Source organism: Corallococcus terminator (assembly GCF_049194865.1).
Lineage (GTDB): Bacteria > Myxococcota > Myxococcia > Myxococcales > Myxococcaceae > Myxococcus > Myxococcus terminator_A.
Genome location: NZ_JBLZWL010000023.1, coordinates 28,631 through 47,905, shown reverse-complemented (window position 1 = coordinate 47,905; position 19,275 = coordinate 28,631). Strand labels below are relative to the sequence as shown.

Here is a 19,275-nt window from a genome sequence, read left to right as displayed (position 1 = left end):
ATTGGACCAAGGTGAAGGCCCGGGCGGCCCCTATTTGTCATCCCGCCGCAGCACGAAGAAGTACGGCGCGGCCATCCCCCGGGCATCCATCACGCCCAGCAGCGTGTTCGCGTCCACCTTCCGGAACACGTCATTCGTGGGCCAGTCGTCGTAGATCATCGTCGCGCTGACCTGGCCCCGGTACACCGTCAGGCGCAGGCGCGCCTTGAACTTCTGGGTCTCCACGTCCGCCCGATGCGGACCCACGAGGCCGCGAATCGTGGGCGACGGCCACTTCCTCGGGTCGACCGGGAACACCGACGCGCGGTCCTCCGTGTAGAACAACAGCGGGTGCACGCTCTCTTCGTCCACGAACCGCTTGCCGTACCAGCCCGTCGCGCCGAGCATCCCATCCATCGGGTGGCCCGTCAGGAGCTCACTGCCCTTCCAGGTGCCGCGCATGAACTCCAGCTCCACCATGGGCAGGCTGTCGAACAACGCGAGCGCCTCTTGCGCGTCCAGGCGCCCTGCGCTCACCGCTTCGTCGAAGGTCATCGCGTGCTTCCTCCGTGCATGCGCAGCACCGGCTTGATGGCCGTGCGCGCTTCCATGTCGTGAACCGCGTCGTTGATGGCCTCGAAGTCGTAGGAGCGGCTCAGCTTCTCCAGCGGAAACCGCCCCTCCGCGTGCAACGCCACCATCCTCGGGATGAAGGTCTTCGGGTCCGCGTCCCCTTCGAGGATGCCCACCAGTCGCTTGCCGTAGAGCAGCCGGGTCATCGAGAGCGTCACCTCCGATGCCTCCGGGCTGGGCAGTCCCAACAGGCCACACGTGCCCAAGGGGCGCGTCACGTCGAAGGCCTGACGCAGCACCTGGGGCAGGCCCACGCACTCCAGCGCGAAGTCCACCCCACCCCGGGTCCGCTTGAGCATCGTCTTCGTCAGCTCGGGCTCCGTCGCCAGATACGTGTCCGTGGCGCCCAGCTCGCGCGCCAGCTCCAGTCGGCCCGCGTCCAGGTCCACCGCGAGGATGCTCGCCGCGCCAGCGACCCGCGCCGCCATGACCGCCGCGAGCCCCACCGCGCCCACGCCGAAGACCGCGAGCTGCTGTCCGGATTGGAGCTTGAACGCCTCCAGCACCGCCCCCGCGCCCGTCTGGAACCCACAGCCCAGCGGCGCGAACAGCTCGAGCGGCGCCGCCCGGTCCACCTTCACCGCGTTGTGCTGATGCGCCAGCACCTGCGTCGCGAACGACGACTGGTGGAAGAAGCCCGAGCGGATGGGCGCCCCACGCCATCGCATGGGGAAGGAGCCATCCGGCCGCGCGCCGGAGAAGTTCCCCGCGTACCCACGCTCGCAGTAGGCCGGATGCCCCCGCTCGCACGTGCCACAGGCGCGGCAGGAGTAGTAGCTGAGCACCACCGAGTCCCCGGGCTCGAACCCCGTCACACCCTCCCCCACCGCCTCCACCACCCCCGCGCCCTCATGACCGAGCACCGCCGGGAAGGGGAACCGCCCCGCGCCCGCCCGGTACGTGAGGTCCGTGTGACAGATGCCACTGGCTGTCACGCGAACCCGCAGCTCACCCACACCAGGGCCCTCCAGCTCGACCTCGTCGAGCACGAAGGGACCGCCCACCGCTTGAACCAGCGCCGCACGCACCGGAAGACCCATGGGCCCATCCTATTGGCACTCTGCCAACGATGTCGCTCCCGAACTGCGGGGCCGGTGCATTTCCTCCCCCGGAAGGGCCGCGCTGAGGGGTCTTCAACGCAAACCTTGCGTCGCATTGAGAGGGACTTTCAGGCTCTCATACCCTGGCATGAGTTCATCCGTGACTCACTTGCGGCTTCCCGAGACAGACATCTATAGGCCTCACAGCGGATTCCTCCGCGAAATCCAGACATCGGGCAAGGCAAGCACATGGAAAGAAGAACCTGGCGGAAGTGGACGTGGAATGCAGGAACGACGCTGTCGGTCGCGGGGCTGCTGTCGCTGACAGCCTGTGGTGAGACCGCGCTCCCCGTTCCCCTGGAAGCCGAGTCCCTGGGCGAGGTCGCCTCGGCGGCGAACGGCGAGTGCCAGGTCCAGCCGCCCTTCGATCCGAACTTCGAGCCGGAGCTGGAGTGGGCGTGGAACTCGAGCACCGTCCTGCCGACCCACGTCCAGGTCATGATGACGCCCATCGTCGTGGAGGTGAACGGGGATGGCGTCCCGGACGTCGTCTTCAGCACCTTCGTGGGCAGCAACTACAACACCAACGGCGTGCTGCGGGCGCTCAGCGGTGCTGATGGAAGTGAGCTGTGGACGGTGACGGACCCGGCCCTGCGCGTGCGCGGCGCGGCGAGCGTGGCGGGCGCGGACATCGACGGTGACGGACTGGTGGAGCTGTGCGCCATTCCGGAGAGCGGCACGGGCCTGCTCTGCTTCGAGAACACGGGCGCCTTCAAGTTCCGGACGACGGTCTCCCAGAACAGCTGGGGCGGCCCCTCCTTCGCGGACCTGGACGGCGACGGCACGGTGGAGATCCTCAACGGCCAGGCCGTCTTCAGCAACACCGGGGCGTTGAAGTGGACGGGCACGGACACCATCGGAGGCCCCCAGGGCCCCATCTCCTTCGCCGCGGACATCGACGGCGACGGCCTGCAGGAAGTGGTCAACGGTCGGTCCATCTACCGCCATGACGGCACGCTCAAGTGTCGGAACACGGCCATCGGCAACGGCCTTGCGGGCGTGGCCAACTTCGACGCGGACGCGAACGGTGAGGTCGTCGTGGTCAGCGGCGGCCTGGTCTACCTGATGGATGACAACTGCACCCTGCTCTGGAGCCAGGCGATCCCCGGTGGCGGCGCCGGTGGTGCGCCCAACATCGCGGACTTCGACGCGGACGGGTCGCCGGAAGTCGGTGTGGCGGGTGCCAGCCGGTATGCCGTCTTCGAGACCAACGGCACCGTGAAGTGGTCCAGCCCCACCCAGGACCACAGCTCGAACGTGACGGGCTCGTCCACCTTCGACTTCGAGGGCGACGGTCGCGCCGAGGTCGTCTACGGCGATGAGGTCCGCCTGCGCATCTACGACGGTGCCACGGGCGCGGTGCGCTTCCAGGTGGCCCACTCCTCCGGGACGACGTACGAGAACCCGCTCATCGTCGACGTGGACGCGGATGACAACGCCGAAATCGTCGTCGCGTCGAACAACTATGGCATCCCCGGCCCCACCGGCATCCGCGTGTTCCGGGACCGCAAGGACGGCTGGGTGAACACGCGTCGCATCTGGAACCAGCACGCGTACTCCGTCACCAACGTGAACGACGACGGCACCATCCCCGCGCACCCCGTCGAGAACTGGCGCACGCCCGGACTCAACACGTTCCGCGCCAACAGCCAGGGCACCGGCACCACCAGCCCCTTCGCCGCCGCCGACGTGACGGTGGCGGAGGTCACCTCGTCGTGTGACCGGACCACGGGGACGCTGAGCCTGCATGCTCGCATCAACAACGAGGGCGACGCGGCCACCTCGGCGGGCCTGCGCGTGGCCTTCTACCAGGGCAACCCCACCTCCGGCGGCACGCTGCTGGGCGTGGGCATCCTCCCCACGGTGCTGAGCGCGGGGAGCAGCGCGGTGGTGAGCCTGGCGCTCGCCTCGGCGCCCGGTGGCACCACGGTGGTCTTCGCCCAGGCGGACGATGACGGCACCGGCACGGGTCGCGAGACGGAGTGCATCGAGACCAACAACGCGGGCAGCGCGCCCGTGAGCCTCGCCTGCTCCACCAACGAGCCGCCCGTGGCCGTCTGCGGCGACGTGTCCGTCAGCGCCAGCCCCACGACCTGCAACGCGCCCGCGAACGTGAACAACGGCAGCTACGACCCGGACGAGCAGCCCGGCCCGTTCTCCGTGTCGCAGGCGCCCGCGGGGCCCTTCGGTCCGGGCACGCACTCCGTCACCCTGACGGTGTCGGATGGCCAGGCCAGCGATACGTGCACCGCCACCGTCACCGTGGTGGACGTCACCCCGCCGGTCATCGTCTGCCCGCCCGAGCGCATCGTCGAGGCCACCGGACCTGCCGGCGCCTTCGTCACTCCCGCCGCGGCCTCCGTCTCCGACGCCTGCGGCGCGCAGGTCAGCGGGCCGGCCGCCGGCACCTATCCGCATGGAACGACGGCGGTGACGTACACGGCCACCGACGCGGCGGGTAACAGCGCCTCCTGCACCACGGCCATCCACGTGGTCGACTCCGAGGGCACGCCTCCCACCCTCATCATGTGCGACGTGCCGCGCTACACGTCCGCCGCGCAGGTGAAGGCGTGCGGCTGGGCCACCTCCAGTCCTGGCGGCGCGCCCATCAGCGTGGTGCTGCTCTCCATCGACGGGGGCGCCCCCGTGCGCCTCACGCCGGACGCGGGCGGCGGACACGTCGTCGAGTGGCTGAGCCTGGCCGAAGGCCACCACACCCTCACGCTCACGGTCATCGCCACCGATGGCGGCATCGCCACCCAGAGCCGGCAAGTCACCGTGGACCGCACCGCGCCCCTGCTCCGCATCGTCGCGCCGAACCCCCAGGAGACGCAGCCGCTGACGGTGAACGTCATCACCGAGGTGACGGACCTCACGCCGGTTCGCGTGACGGCCAACTGGGTCAGCACCACCGACGTCGGCGCGGGGACGAACCTCGCGACCACGCCCGTGACGTTCTCAGGCCCCGGCTCGCACCTGGTGCTCATCCGCGCCACGGACGCCGCGGGTAACACGTCCGAGCAGGTCATCCAGGTCCAGGTCCAGTAGCGAAGCTCCAGGCGCTCCGTGGCGAAGTGGAGCCACGGAGCGCCTCGGCTCGACACGACGGCTCGAGCCAAGACGTCAGGTCCGCGACTGCTTCCGCACCTGCTCCCACGCCTCGATGATGCGACGCGTCTCCTCCTGGGCCAGGGCCTGGAGCTTCGGCCCGAGCTGGGCGACCTTGTCTGGATGGTATTGCGCCACCAGCGCCAGGTACGCCCGCTTCACGTCGGGCAGCGGCGCACCCGGTGAGACCCCGAGCACTTCCCACGCGGTGGGAGGTGGCGCGGCGGGCGCCTCGGGAGGTTCCTCTCGCGGCGCCTCTTCCTCTTCCGGAGGCGCGCGCTCTTCGCTCACCGGCTCGCGGCCCTCGCCACAACCCGCGCACAACAACCGCTCCTGCGCCTCGCCACCCGACGGAGCGACGACGCGGACATCACAGCAGTCGCCACACACCAGGTGGTGACACTGCTCACAGCGCGCGGCCGACGCGGCCTCCTCCAACCCCACCCCACACCGGGGACATTCGTCGGGCAGCGGCGCCTCTTCTCCGCAGCGCACGCAGAACGCCCAGCCTCGGTCCAACCGCACCTCGCACTCGTCGCACGACAGGTCGCCTTCGTGCTCCCAGTGTTTCTCCTCGCCGCACCAGGGGCAGAAGGGCATGAGCCACTCCAGCTTCCCCGCGCACTCCGGGCCATCGCAGTCGAAGTCGAGCTTGTACCCCCGGGCGACAGGCCTCGGCGGGTTGTCCTCCTCGAACGATTCGCCACACGCCCAGCAGCAGTTGAAGTCCCGGTGGGACGGCGCGCCACACGCCTCGCAGGCGGGATTGCCGTGCTCGCTCTTCCACGAGACTTCGTCACCACACGTCGGACAGAACGCCATGCACGGCTTCACGTCACCGTGGGTGCAGCGCGCTCGCGCATCCCGTATCGCCCGCTCGCGCTGTCCACGCGGCGCGGGAAACGGAGGCGTCTCGCCCCGGTCCACCAGGACTTCCCACAGGCAGGAGCGACACACCCGCCCCTTCACCTGCTCCTGTGTCGGTGCACGTCCGCCCACGCGCGCGCGGAAGGCGCTCGCCTCCAGCACCTGGGCGCTGAGACACGTCTCACACACAGCGTCGCCACATGACTCACAGCGTCCCGCCAGGCGCCGGCTGCCGAAGCCCAGCAACCCGGCCGTCAGCGTCTCCAGGCAGCACGGACAGGCTCGCATGCACTTCCTTCACCGGGAGAGGCCCCTGCCTGGAGCACGTGAGTGGACGGCCCTCCTGCATGCCCGAGTCCGGAGACCCCGTCCAGAAAGCGACCCTCTGGCACGACTCTGTAACGAAACATGGATTATCAGCGAGCCGTGCGACTGGTGTATGGGGGACCCCTCTCTCGCAGTGCCCCTTGAGGAGTTCTCCATGCGTCGTCTCGGTTCAGCCCTGCTTTGCGCCAGCCTGCTGGTCGGCTGTGGTCCCACCTCGCCCGCCGAGCCCTCCGCGCCGTCCGAGCAGCCTACCTCCGAGGTACCCGCGCAGCAGGCCGCGCCCCTCACGACGACGAACGTGGACGTCGCGCCGGAGTGTCAGGGCATCCTCACCTTCGCGAACACGGCGGCGCCCGCGACGCTGGACGCGTACCTGCCCAGCGACCTCGTCCTGAACCTCGTCAGCCGCCGCTCGACGGCGCCGTTCGTGACGCTGGCGGAGGTCTCCTCCGTCCACCTGATGGGTCCCTTCCGCCTGACGCAGCTGGAGACCGGGGCTCGCGCGAACGGCTTCATCAACAGCAGCTGCGTGGGCATCCTGGACGAGCTTGCGCTCTCCACCGATGACGCCGCGGCGGTGGTCTCCCTGGTCAACACCGTGAGCAGCTCCACGCTGTACGCCGTCCTGCCGTACGCGTGGAACGGCGCGACGACGCTGCTCGCACTGCGCCCGTTCACCTCCGTCCACGCCATCTCCAACGCGAATGGCATCGGCGCGGTGAGCCTGCGCAACCTGCGCAACGCCGCCACCATGGGCTACGACCTGGAGGTCCTCGTCTCCTCGGTGAACGCCGTCCCCGACAACGACTGGACTGTGAAGATGGACCTGTCGTTCGACATCGCGGATGTGGTGAACGGCGCTCACGGCAATGACCACCGGGCCTATACCCAGTGCTTCGGCATCAACCCCGCCAGCTTCCCGAACGTGCAAATCACCAACCGCCCGAACCTGGCCGACGCCGCCGAGGTCCACAACTACGTCGCGAGCGCCGCCAACACCGCCCAGTACCAGGGGCAGATTCCCACCAGCATCATCAACGACGGCCTGGACGACCTCGACGCGCGCACCGCGGGCGGCACGTTCAAGGGCTGCCACATCGGCTACAACCGGGGTCCCTGGGCCGGCATCCAGGTCCACTTCTTCGTCAACGTCACGACGGGCTTCCGCATCCTGACGGTCCAGCACTGGGTCGAGTGATTCATCCCCGCGAAGCCCCAGGCCCACGTCACCGGGCCTGGGGCTTTCGTGCGCGGCTCGATTGCCCACGGCGGAGGCGGGGCCTAATCTCCAGGCAATAACCGTCTTCAAAGGAAAAGCCGTGCGACCCTTCCCCCGAGCCTTCGTCGCGGCAGTGCTCACCCTTGGCGCGACGCTGCCGGCGCTCGCCGTCGAGCCACCTCCCGAGTTCGGTACGGATTGGGATGACCCGCGCACTGCGGTCCCCACCGTGGAGCGGCCTGCGACGGCGTCCTGCACCGTGCGAATCGTCGACGAGAAGTTCGACGACTTCACGCCCTTCACGGGCACCTTCACGCCGCCCGCCGAGTGCCCGGGGCCATGGCACAAGGTGGTGCTGCGCATGGAGGGCAAGGTCCAGGGCGTCCAGTACGACCGGCTGGGCCACCTGGAGGTGGGCGGCGTCACCCTCTTCAAGACGTCCACGCCCGAGCCGTCTCGCGAGGGCATCGCCTGGTCGGTGGAGAAGGACGTCACAGCCTACGCGCCGCTGCTGCGTCAGCCCCAGCCGGTGTGGATGCTGATTGGCAACGTGGTCAATGACACCTACACGGGCGTGCTGGACGTGCAGGTGTATCTGACGTTCTACGCGGCGCAGGGAAGGCAGACGCCACCGGCCCGGACGGCGAGCGACGTGCTGCCGCTCGTCAACCCGCGCCGTGAAGGCAGCGCGCTGGTGGGCGAGGTGACGGTACCCCAGAACACCACGCGGCTCCTCGCGGAGGTCTACGCGACAGGCTCGGGCGGAGGCTGCGAGGAGTTCTGGTACATCACCGCGCCCACCGTCGTGCCGTACTCGTGCCCCGCCGACGCGGGCCCGTACCGTGAGGTCCAGATTGAAGTGGATGGAAAGGTGGCGGGCATCGCCATGCCCTTCCCTCATGTGTACACGGGCGGCTGGTCCAACCCTTTCCTCTGGTACGTGCTCCCAGCGCCTCGGGCCTTCAACATCCGCCCCATCGCCTATGACCTCACGCCCTTCGTGGGCCTGCTGACCGACGGCCAGCCGCACCAGGTTCGGGTGAGCGTGCTGGGTGTCCCCGAGGGCCGTCCCGGTTGGGACCTCCCCACCAACCTGCTCGTCTGGCGGGACGCGAGCGCCGCGCGCGTCACGGGCGGACTGCTCCAGCATCAGGTCGGTGCGCTGACGAATGACGCGGACTACTCGCTCGTGGACGGCTGGCATCAGGTGGACACGCGGGGCGGGCAGCACCTGCGCGTGTCGGGTTACCTGCGCACCTCGCGGGGCTGGGAGCTGACGACCGTCGAGCAGAAGGTGTCCAACGACAGCATGCACCGCTGGGTGGGTGACATGGAGAACCCGGACCAGCTCACGGCGACTTGGAACGACACCAGCACCGTCACCGTGGTGGGACGAGAGCTCTTTCCGACGGTGAGCCGCTCCGACAAGCGCTTCGTGCTCGACGGGCTCATCAGCGTGACGCCCGAGAACCGGCTGACCACGACCATCACCATGAACGACGCGGAGGATGCGTTCGAGTTGCACGGCCTCCAGCCGCTGACGCACCGCAAGCTCAGCGACGTCTTCACCGGCGAGGCCGCGTACACGCTGGGCGTTCCCCGCGCGCAGCGCAACGCGGTGGGGACGTCCACGCACCGCTACAAGGTGACGGGCTTCCTGGGTGACTGCTACGACCGGAGCCTCTCCAGCCGCAACGGCTACATCACCGAGGACCTCCAGCGCTGCGATTGAGCTGACCTCGTGACAGGCCCTCCGCGAGGACCACCGCCTCGCGGAGAACCTGGGCACTCACCGTGAAATGACGGTAGGTGCCGACATCACGGGCGACAGTCCGACGCGTTGCTGTCGCTGGTGTCCTTGTTGTTGGTGACGAACGGGAACCCACACCCGGCCGGCGAGCCACACGACTCACGGCCCGTGAGCGGATTGCCGCAGCCGTCACCGTCTCGGTCCTCGTACCAGATCAACCGCTGGAAGACGCCCCCGTGGGTGTCATTGCAGTCATCGGGCTCGGTCGCCAGATAGGTCCCCTGGACCAGGACCTGGTTGTTCGGGCCCATGAGGTTCGTGGGGTTGACGCACCAGCGCAGCTTGAAGCCCGTCCCCGCGTGACCATCCTGGTCCGCATCGCCATACCAGAGGCGCGTCCCGCCCCCGGCGACAGGCAGATCCGGGTCCACGTCGTTCTTGTCCCCATCGCAGTCGTTGTCCACCTGGTCGGCGAAGGCGCCCGCCTCACACACCTCCGGCCGGCCCGGATAGACGCTCGCGTTCAAGTCGTTGCAGTCGTGCTCCACCGCCACGTAGCCCGCCGGGCGGATGCACCGCGCCAGCGTGTCCGTCTTCACACCAATGCCATCACCATCCACGTCGCGGTACCAGACGGTGCCGTTGACGGCGCCCTCCGTGTTGCCGTCGCAGTTGTTGTCGAACTGAGGACCCGAGGCTTCGCAGACCTCCGCCTGGGCGGGGCTGATGCTCGCACTGCCGTCATTGCAGTCCGTGCGGTTGCGCACATAGCCCGGGCCCGGAGACGCGCAGGACGCCACGGGGCTCGCGGAGGCATTGCCGTAGCCGTCACCGTCCGTGTCCGGGTACCAGGAGGTCGTGGCAATCCCCTCGTCGACCTGTGAGTCACAGTCGTTGTCCAGGGTGTCACACAGCTCGGGGGCCCCGGGCTTCACAGTGGCGTTGCCGTCGTGGCAGTCCACCTGGCTGTTCACGTAGCCCGCGGGCGCGGAGCAGGCGAGGACGCGGAACGTCACGTTGGTGGTGCCCACGCCGTCCCCGTCCGCATCCGGGTACCAGGCGTTCATCACCCCTTCGTCCACGGCGCCATCACAGTTGTTGTCCCTGCCGTCACAGACCTCGGTGGCCCCAGGCTTGACCCCCGCGCGCGAGTCGTCGCAGTCCTGGTTGTTGGAGACGTGGCCCGAGGCAGAGCAGGCGACGACGACGACATAGGGGTTGCCGAAGCCATCCCCATCCGAGTCCCGATAGAAGTTGGACTTCACTCCCTCGTCCGTGTCGAAGTTGCAGTTGTTGTCGAGGCCATCGCAGACCTCCGTGGCGCCGGGATACATCCGCGCGCCATTCGGCGCGGAGTCATTGCAGTCGTCGCTGACGGCGGCAAACCCCGCCGGCTGGCTGCAAGCCTGGACGGTCGGCGTCGACACGCCATGGCCATCACCGTCCACGTCGCGGAAGTAGGTCGTCTGGACCCCCTCGTCCACGGTGCCGTTGCAGTTGTTGTCCTTGGTGTCACAGACCTCGTTGGCGCCCGGGTGCGTGGCGTTGGTGGTGTCGTCACAGTCCGTGTTGCTGGCCACGTGATTGGGCGGTGCCACACAGGCACGCTCGACGTTCGCGTTGCGGCCGTAGCCGTCGGAGTCACCGTCCGGGTACCAGCTCGGCCAGAGGGACTGGTTGTCGTCCACGAGCCCATCGCAGTCGTTGTCCTTGTTGTCGCAGACCTCGGCCGCGCCCTGGTGGATGGAGGCGTCGTTGTCCGTCGTGAAGTTTGGATCCGGGTTTCCGGGGAGCGCATCACACTCGGCGCCAGAGCTGGTCCCATAGGCAATCCATCCCGGGCCCGAGGGAGGCGCGCAGCGCAACTGCGCCGTGCTCGGGTAGACAAATCCGTCCCCATCCAGGTCCTGGACCCAGTCCGTCATGTTCACCGGATTGGCGCCGAGCTCGTCACCCTTCAGCCCGTCGCAGTTGTTGTCGATCTCCGCCCCGGGAGTGGCCTCGCAGACCTCATCGGCCCCTGGATAGACATTCACCAGGGAGTCTTCGCAGTCACCGTCGATGAGCGCCCGCTTGCTGCCAGCAGTGGGTTCTCCGCACTGGCGCGAGGAGCCAACGCTCGTCCCGAAGCCGTCACTGTCGTTGTCCACGAACCACGTACGCGGACCGTGACCGAGCACCAGTGACACGGCGCCGGTGCCTCCAAGCCCTGGCGATCCCACGGCGAAGTCGGCGGAACCGTCTCCATCCACGTCGCCGAGCGCCACGAGGGTCCTGCCCACCTCGCTGTTGACCGCGGGCCCCACGATGCGGGCGACCGAGGGCAGCGCGACGTTCCCAAAGAACCGGACCGCTGAGCCATAGACCACGTAGACCGCGCCCGTGTTGGTGGTGTGGCCCGGCGCGCCAATAAGGAGATCGTTGAAGCCATCACCGTTGATGTCGCCCGGCCCGAGCACGGCCGTTCCCGCCAGATCCTGCGCGGCGCCCGTGAGTCGGAAGTGCGCCGACAGTGAAGAGGGCGTCGTGGAGACACTCCCGCCGTACACGACATAGGCCTTGCCCGCCGCGCTGCCAGAAGCCGGTGCGCCGATGAGCAGGTCCTCCAGGCCATCGTTGTCCAGGTCGCCAGCGCTCGCCACCGAGGAGCCCGCCAGCTCTCCCGCCGTGATCCCCGTGAGGACGAGGTTCGCCGTCGAGAAGCTCTGCAACCCGGACACCGGGCCAAAGAAGACGAAGACAGCTCCCGCATCCACCAGCGAACCCGCGTCATAGCGAGGCGCGCCCACCACCAGGTCCTTGTTCCCATCACCGTTCACGTCCACCACGGCCACGGAGGTCCCAGCCTGGTACCCGCCCTGCGACGGGCCGCCCTGCACCTTGATAGGGGCACCGGCGAGCTGACCACCCGCGGAGGGGGACAGCGCACCACTGAAGGCATAGACGGCTCCCGTGTCGAGGACGCTCGCGGACGTGTCGTAGAAGGGGGCGCCCACGATGACGTCGGGCTGACCGTCCCCCGTGATGTCTCCAATCGCCAGGGAGGTCCCCGCTTGCTCCAGGGCCTGAGCGCCCCGCAAGCGATGGCTGAGCGTGGTGAGCAGCCGGTCCCCTCCCGCGATGGCACTGCCCTCCACGGGATAGGCATTGCCTAGATTGGAGGAGAAGCCAGGAGCCCCCATCAGCAGGTCATTCGCCGGGCCGGCGGCGAAGTCTCCCACCGCGACGGCGGTCCCCAATCGGTTGATCGCCACCTCGCCCTCGTAGCGGGTCGAATAGCTCCGGATGTCCAGGAGGCTCGGCAGAGGATCCGTGGAAGGGGGAACCAGGGGGACGATGTTGACGTACCCCCTGAGGGTCGTTGTGGAGGAGATGCCGGGGGCCCCGATGACGAGCTCGGGGATGCCATCGCCGTTCAAATCACCGGCGGCCAGCGCCGCGCCCGTGCGGGTATTCGCGAGGGCCGGCACCGTGAAGCGCCTCGGCCCCGCCGGAGGAAGCTGGGTAACGGTCGCGGTGGGCAGCTTGCAGAGCGGATCCCCCGGCAGGGGCTGCGTCTGTGAAGAGGAAGCGGAGCCCTCGGCCTCGCTTGTTTCCGAACCGGAACAAGCAGCCAGGGCCAGCCCCGACAGGAGCAATGCCAATCGTCGTTTCACGGCCATCTCTTTGGTGGAAGGAGCCCCGGGAAAGGGCTGGCGCCTTCTACTCACACACCCGAGGTATGAGCACTCATTTTCACATTTTATACAGACAGGGTATTTCCACCAGCATCCCTGTATAAATACAGCCACACCAACCAGTTCGTGCCCCTACCGACAAGATGGGCCTCGCAACCCATACCCTGTCAAATGAGACCCAGGGGTGACACTCCGACGTGTGACCGTCCCGTCGCGGGCTCGTGACTTCAAGTCCAGACAAGCCCTTACGGGCTCTTGCAACTGCGTCTCTCGTGTCACCCTGGAGCACACACCCGCCCCAGGCCCGGGGGGCTCACTCCAGCTCGTTCGGAGTCTGAAGGCGCCTGCGCTGGACCCAGTCACGCGCCTTCGCGAGCTCACGCTCGAACCAGCTGTCCGCGGTGGCCTCCAGCACTTCCTCGTGGGTGAAGCCGAACTCCGAGGTGGCGGGCGGCGGCTGCTGGCGCCCCCACCGGGTGGCGATGGCGCGCGCCCACTCGGACTGGCTCCGCGCGAGCGCGAGCTGGAGGTACTTGGCGTCGCCCCGGTCCGACGAGGTGCTCGCCTGGAGGGCCGCGCTCAGCTCTCGCTGACTCCACGGCGCATCCAGGACACAGAGGACGGAGGCGACTTGCATCCGGGCCATGGGGACGGAGGAGCGCAGCGCGCGCCGCACCAACTCCAGGGCGTGCTCGGGTGCGTGCTCCAGCACCAGGAGCGCGAACTCTCCCGCATAGGGATTACCGCCATACCCTTTCACCTTGTCCACCCGGGCGAAGGCGAGCACCGCCGCGAGCACCCGCTCCCGCTCGAACCTCCGGCGCAGCAGATAGCTGGCGGCGGCATGGAGGGAATGGGGATGGTCCTCCTCGGGGGACATGCGCTGGAGCAGGCCAAACACCGCCGGAGCGCTGGCGTCCCCTGGCAGCGCGTCCAACCGCTCGATGGCCGCCCCCATGGCCGAGGAGATGGGACCGGAGAGGACGCGCTCACAGGTCAGGACGAACGCGTCGGGTGACACGAGGCCCTGGAGGGCACCGAGCGCATCGCCCGCCAAGGAGGGAATGGTCGCCCGCGCGAGCAGCCACTCCCTGCGCGCTTCGCGGACCGCCAGGGCTCGCTCGGCGAACACGCTGGAGTCCAGCATCTCGAAGTCTCCGAGCAGGAGGAGGCTCCGCTCGCGCGCGTCCGGAGTCCCCAGGTCCAGCGTGGCGGCGGCGTCCGCCAGCGCCTCCAGCGCGGGAGGGAGTCGGAAGACATGCTCACTGGGAGGGTGCCGCAGGAGCCCCTGGGCTTGAAGCTCACGGATGCCGCTCACCACCAGGTCCCGCCCTGGGAGCAGGGCCGCGAGGCGCAGCTCGGGAAGGCCCGGCGCCTTGAGCGAGAAGATGCGGGTCGCGAAGAAGTAGGGGTCGATGGTGGCCCCCTCGTCCCCATGGAAGTCGACATCCAGAATCTCGTCCGCGCTGGAGAGGCAGCAGCCGCGTCCATGGAACTCGTATCGCCAGCCCGCGAGGCCGGGAACCTCGCCTGAGTCCTCGTCCTCGTCCTCGTCCTCGTCCTCGTCTTCAGCCGAGGCCTGTCTCGCCGTGAGTCGCTCCTCGACGATGCGGACGAGCCAGCGCTGGCGGACGAACTGGCGCATCAAGCAGACGAGCAGCCACGCGGAGTCGGGACGAAAGGCAGGCGCGTTGACGCGGCTCGCGGGCGCGCCGCTCAGCAGGTCACCAATCGTCTGGATGAGGTCTCTCATGGAAGCTCTCGTTTACCCCACCTGGGCCCGCACCGTGTTACGAGCGTCCCCATGTCGAAGACCCCGCCAGTTGCTCGCCCCCGTGCCGTCCTCGTGGGCGTCCAGTTTCCCAGCGTGACGGACACGGAGCACGCCGCGGACCTCGCGGAACTCAAGAGGCTGGTGCACACGCTCGGCTATGACGCCGTCGCGACGGTGACCCAGCGCCGAGGAGCGCTCGCCACGGGGACGGTGCTCGGCAAGGGGAAGCTCAAGGACCTGGCCGCGCTCACCGGAGGCCCCGGCGTCATCACCTCGGGTGCTCAGGACCGGACCTCCAAGGCCCGCGCGAAGTGGGAGGCCGCCGAAGAAGAGTCCGAGCAGGAGGGTGAGGAGACCGCTCAGGCCCCTGAGACAGACGACACCGAGGCGGAGGACACCGAGACGGACGACACCGAGACGGAGGACTCCGAGACGGACGACACCGCGGCCGAGGAGGAGGACGACGAGGAGGACGACGAGGACTCCGAGCCCGAGGAGGACGTGAGCGGGCCGCGTCCCACGGTGGTGGTCGTCGACCACGAGCTGTCGCCGAGCCAGCTGCGCAACCTGGAGAAGGCCACCGGGGCCCAGGTGATGGACCGCACGGGCGTGATTGTCGACATCTTCCACCGGCACGCGCGCAGCCACGAGGCGCGCATGCAGGTCGAGATTGCCCGGCTCAGCTACCTCGCGCCCCGGTTGCGGGAGTCCTCGGGAGGACGGGAGCGCCAGCAGGGCCGTGGCGCCGGAGACTCCGCCGTGGAGTTGGACCGGCGGAAGATTCGGGACCGGCTCGCGGAGCTGCGCGCGGGGCTCGCCGTCATCCAGAAGGAGCAGGACCATCGCCGGTATGCCCGCCGGGAGCAGCTCCGGGTGGCGCTCGTCGGCTACACCAACGCCGGCAAGTCCTCCCTGATGCGCGCGCTCACCGGGAGCGAGGTCCTGGTCGCCGACCAGCTCTTCGCGACGCTGGACACCACGGTGCGCGCGCTGCACCCGGAGACCCGTCCTCGCGTGCTCGTCTCCGACACGGTGGGCTTCATCCAGAAGCTGCCGCACGACCTCGTCGCCTCGTTCCGCTCCACCCTGGATGAGGCGCTGGAGGCGTCGCTGCTGCTGTACGTGGTGGACGCGTCCGACCCCACCTGGAAGCTACAGCTGGAGGTCACCCGGTCCGTGCTCCGGGAGATTGGCGCGCACACGGTTCCGAGCAAGCTGCTGCTGAACAAGACCGACCGGCTGGACGAAGCCGCGCAGGACGCCCTGCGCGCCGAGCATCCGGAGGCGGTGCTGCTCTCGGCCCATCGCCCGGAGGACGTGGCGAAGCTCCGCCAGGGCATCATCCAGTTCTTCGAGGCGTCGATGGTGGAGGCCCACCTGATGATTCCGTACGCCAGCCAAGGCCGCATCGGCGAGGTGTACGAGCACACCACGGTGCTGACCGAGGAGTTCGACGAGCACGGCAGGAAGCTGCGAGTGCGGGGTCTGCCCGCGGCGATTGCCCGGCTCACCCGGGACTTCCAGGCGTGAGGCCGGCGGTGCTCACCGCGAACGAGCACCGCGCATGACCTCCCAGGCAGGGCCGCGCCGCAATCCCTCCGGGCCCCCTGCCCCAGCCGCCCCGTGAGCGCACCACCGGGGCGGCATCCGACGCCCCACCTGCGATTTCCCTCGGCCTCGCCGTGTCCCACGACAACGGGGCCCCGCGCCGAGGAGGGACCCACCCCGGGCATTCTTGAGACATGAATCAGGATTCAACATCATCCCTCCACGTCGACGCGCCCTGCATCTCTCCCGCGGCGCCTCACTGGAGCGGTCATGCAAGAGGTGCAGGCCTGGGTCCTTCATCGCGGAGAGAGGCAACGGGACGGCAAGAGCGTCCCGGGTGAGCTCGTCCAGGAGCCCTTCGCGATTCCCGACCTGGGCCCGGAGCATGTGCTGGCGGAGCCTCTCTACGGCTGCTGGGAGGGAAACATGGGCCACGCCCTCCAGCGCGTGCCCGTGGACATCTGTCGGCTGCGCCGGGAAGACAAGGTGGTCATCGGCAACGCGGGCGTGGTGCGAGTCCTGGAGACAGGCAGCGCCGTCACGCGCGTCCGCCCGGGAGACGTCTGCCTCGTGTTCTGCAACGCGGAGCAGGACGAGCACGGCTACCCCGTCAAGGTGCTGGCCTACGACGCCAGCCACACCATGGGCCTCCTCGCCCGGAGGACGCGGCTCCCCGAGCGCGTGCTCGTCCCCATCCCCCGCGACACGCGCCACTCCCTGAAGCAGTGGGCCGCGTTCTCCCTGCGCTACATCACCGCGTGGTCCAACTGGCGGCTCGCCTACGGCTGCTGGCGACTGCAGGTCAGCGAGTCGGACTGTCCCGCGCCCTTCGTCGTCGGCTGGGGAGGAGGCGTCTCCTATGCGCAGCTCCGCCTGGCGCGGTACGCCGGGTGCCGCGTGGCCATGGTCGCCTCCCAGGACGAGCGCCTGCGGCACCTCGCGTCGGTGGACATCATCCCCATCGACCGGCGTGAGTTCCCCGACCTGATGCTGGACCCGGCCCTCTTCGCCGCCGACTCCGGTTACCGCCAGCGCTACACCCAATCGGAGAAGCGGTTCCTCGCGCGCGTGAAGGAAGCGGGACGCGGTCAGGACGTCTCCATCTTCCTGGACCACATCGGCGCGCCGCTCTTCCAGGCCACGCTGAAGGCACTCGGCAGGCAGGGCGTGATTGCCACCGCGGGCTGGAAGCTCGGCGCGGAGCTCATCGACCTCTCGCGCTCCACGGAGTGCACCAAACGCCACCAGCACATCCACACCCACTACGCGCGCTACTCGGAGGCCGTGGCGGCCGTGGGCTTCGCGGAGGAGATGGGCTGGCTGCCCCCCGTGGACGGCGAGCGCGTCTACGCCTGGGACGAGATTCCCCAGCTCGCGCGCGACGTCGAGGAGGCACGCGTCGCGTCCTACTTCCCCCTCTTCCAGGTCAATCCCGAGGCGCCGGCCCCCATCAGCCAGGAGGCCGCATGACGCGGGACGCGACGGACACGCTGGCCACCGCGAGGCAGCGGTTCAAGCACCAGTCCCGGGGCTTCGGCGTCGCGCGCGTGCTCCTCGTGGACCTCATCACGATGGCGTTCGCGCTGCCCCCGGGTCTCGTGGCGTGGTGGTCCTGCCTGCTCTTCCTGCGGTGGTGCTGGGACAGGCCCATGTTCGCCGCGTGGGCGTTGCTTGCGCCTGGAGTCCTCGCGAGCGTCTTCCTGGCCACGTGCTGGCTCATGCGCCTGTGCATCCCCCGCATGCGGCCGGGCACCTACCCGATGGAGCTGTCTCGGGACTACCTCGCCTGGTACACGGTGCTCTGCCTGGGTCACGCGGTGCGCATCTCCGGACTCCAGCCGTTCTTCTTCACCTTCTACGTCACCAAGTACCTGTACTGGCGGGCCATGGGGGCGCGCATCGCGTACGGGGTGAACTCGTCCCTCTTCGCCATGCTCGCGGACTACCCGCTGCTCACCATCGGCAAGGGCTGCACGATGGGCGCGAATGTCTTCGTCATTGGCCACCTGTTCCTCGGCGACAAGGTCCAGCTCGGCGAGGTGCACATCGGCGACAACGTGTTCCTCGGCGCGGGCGCCATGGTGGGACCCAGGACGACCATCGGCGCGAGGAGCTGGATTGGAATGGGCAACAAGCTCCTGAAGGACACGCTGCCGGAGGACTCGCGCGTCGAGAACTTCGCGTGGGAGCACTTCAACCCGGCCCGCGCCCCCGCCCAAGCGAGCCCGCCATGAAGGTGCTGGAGCCGCGCCTGGGCATCCAGGTGCTGGGACATGGCCGCTCGTGGCCCGGCACGCGCACCGTGACCAACGCGGAGCTGCTCGCCAGGGACTCCGAGCAGCACGGCCGCTCCGCCCGGTCCCTGGAGACGCTCGGTCGCAAGCTCCAAGCACGACTGGGTTTCGGTCAGCGATACCTCGCGCGACTGCCCGGCGCACTCCCGGGAGAAACACCACCCGCACCCGGCGACGAGGACACCAGCGAGTCCCTCGCGCTGACGGCGACCCGGCGTGCGCTCGGAGACCATGTCGGCGCCGACATCGAAGCGCTGATTCACGGCACCACGACGACGAGCCGCTACACGGGCTCGCAGGCGGCGGCCATCCTGGGACGACTCGGCGCTCATGCCTCGGCCTACGAGCTCAAGGCAGGATGCTCCACCTCCCTGGCCAGCCTGCACCTCGCGATGTCCCTGCTGGGCAGTGGCTACGACAACGTGATGGTGAGCTGCGCGGAGACGTTGTCCAAGGTGATGAACCCGGCCCTCAAGGAGACCTGGTTCATCCTGGCGGATGGTGGCGCGGCCTTGTGGCTGCGCCGTGAGCCGACCTCGCCCGACTTCGAGGTGCGCCAGTGCCTCTACGCCACGGACGGGACGCTGGTGGACCTGTACACGACCCCCGGGAGGCTGCCTCCCGACCGGAGCGTGCTCGAACAGGGGGGCTACGCCATGGCGGGCGATGGCACCCGGCTTCGCGAGGAGGCGCTGCGGCGATATCTGGAGATGCTCCGCGCGATGTTCCCCGGCGGCCGAGGCCTGGAGCGGGTCCGCTGGGTGGTGGCCCATCAAATCAACCGGAAGCTCATCGAGCAGGTCTGCGCGGAAGGCGGGCTCGAGGCGAGCCTCGTCTGGAGCGCGGACCGCGTCGGCAACATCGGCGGCGCCTCCGTCCTGTTCTCGCTCTCGGAGGCGCTGGAGCAGGGGCTGTTCGCGCCGGGTGACTCGGTGCTGTTGATGAGCGTGGGCGGCGGGCTGTCCTTCGCGATGCAGCACTGGGTGAAGCAGTGACCAG

12 protein-coding genes are annotated in these 19,275 nt (G+C 68.8%); 7 read left to right on the top strand and 5 right to left on the bottom strand.

What is annotated here, in order from left to right:
• Nucleotides 1-30: 30 nt before the first annotated feature.
• Together ACN469_RS10745 and ACN469_RS10740 are read right to left on the bottom strand one after the other, a co-directional pair.
• Complete coding sequence (locus ACN469_RS10745; protein ID WP_498766808.1) at nt 31-534, bottom strand: DUF4334 domain-containing protein; 504 nt, start codon at nt 532-534, stop codon at nt 31-33.
• A complete protein-coding gene (locus tag ACN469_RS10740) occupies nt 531-1,652 on the bottom strand; it encodes an NAD(P)-dependent alcohol dehydrogenase (RefSeq protein WP_498766806.1) in 1,122 nt (373 codons plus the stop codon). Before ACN469_RS10740 ends, ACN469_RS10745 begins: the two co-directional genes overlap by 4 nt.
• A 249-nt stretch (nt 1,653-1,901) precedes the next feature.
• On the opposite strand from ACN469_RS10740, the gene ACN469_RS10735 reads away from it, so the two are divergent.
• Nucleotides 1,902-4,760, top strand: coding sequence for an FG-GAP-like repeat-containing protein (locus tag ACN469_RS10735; RefSeq protein WP_498766804.1), 2,859 nt, complete (start codon nt 1,902-1,904; stop codon nt 4,758-4,760).
• Between the two features lie 75 nt (nt 4,761-4,835).
• On the opposite strand, the gene ACN469_RS10730 is transcribed toward ACN469_RS10735, so the two are convergent.
• Complete coding sequence (locus ACN469_RS10730; RefSeq protein ID WP_498766802.1) at nt 4,836-5,975, bottom strand: J domain-containing protein; 1,140 nt, start codon at nt 5,973-5,975, stop codon at nt 4,836-4,838.
• 193 nt (nt 5,976-6,168) lie between these two features.
• Here ACN469_RS10730 and ACN469_RS10725 point away from each other — a divergent pair, with 193 nt between their 5' ends.
• Nucleotides 6,169-7,212: a hypothetical protein gene (locus ACN469_RS10725; protein ID WP_498766800.1), complete on the top strand. Its 1,044-nt coding sequence runs from the start codon at nt 6,169-6,171 to the stop codon at nt 7,210-7,212.
• A gap of 121 nt (nt 7,213-7,333) precedes the next feature.
• A complete protein-coding gene (locus ACN469_RS10720; protein WP_498766798.1) occupies nt 7,334-8,965 on the top strand; it encodes a peptide-N4-asparagine amidase in 1,632 nt (543 codons plus the stop codon).
• Between the two features lie 86 nt (nt 8,966-9,051).
• Here the strand turns inward: ACN469_RS10720 and ACN469_RS10715 are convergent, their stop codons facing one another.
• Together ACN469_RS10715 and ACN469_RS10710 are read right to left on the bottom strand one after the other, a co-directional pair.
• On the bottom strand, nt 9,052-12,639 hold the full coding sequence (locus tag ACN469_RS10715) for a MopE-related protein (protein ID WP_498766796.1): 3,588 nt from the start codon (nt 12,637-12,639) through the stop codon (nt 9,052-9,054).
• 334 nt (nt 12,640-12,973) lie between these two features.
• On the bottom strand, nt 12,974-14,413 hold the full coding sequence (locus ACN469_RS10710; protein ID WP_498766794.1) for a DUF6896 domain-containing protein: 1,440 nt from the start codon (nt 14,411-14,413) through the stop codon (nt 12,974-12,976).
• Nucleotides 14,414-14,464: 51 nt separating this feature from the next.
• Between ACN469_RS10710 and hflX the strand changes: the two genes are divergently transcribed.
• The 4 genes from hflX (at nt 14,465) to ACN469_RS10690 (ending at nt 19,271) form a co-directional block, all read left to right on the top strand.
• Entirely contained in the window at nt 14,465-15,964 is a 1,500-nt protein-coding gene (hflX, locus tag ACN469_RS10705) for a GTPase HflX (RefSeq protein WP_498766792.1), read from the top strand.
• A gap of 288 nt (nt 15,965-16,252) precedes the next feature.
• Entirely contained in the window at nt 16,253-17,452 is a 1,200-nt protein-coding gene (locus ACN469_RS10700) for an MDR/zinc-dependent alcohol dehydrogenase-like family protein (RefSeq protein ID WP_498766790.1), read from the top strand.
• Nucleotides 17,449-18,216, top strand: coding sequence for a DapH/DapD/GlmU-related protein (locus ACN469_RS10695; protein WP_498766788.1), 768 nt, complete (start codon nt 17,449-17,451; stop codon nt 18,214-18,216). Before ACN469_RS10700 ends, ACN469_RS10695 begins: the two co-directional genes overlap by 4 nt.
• The gene (locus ACN469_RS10690) at nt 18,213-19,271 is read left to right on the top strand and encodes a 3-oxoacyl-ACP synthase III family protein (protein ID WP_498766786.1); all 1,059 of its coding nucleotides are present in this window, start codon (nt 18,213-18,215) and stop codon (nt 19,269-19,271) included. The genes ACN469_RS10695 and ACN469_RS10690 overlap by 4 nt, the downstream gene beginning before the upstream one ends.
• Nucleotides 19,272-19,275 lie beyond the last annotated feature (4 nt).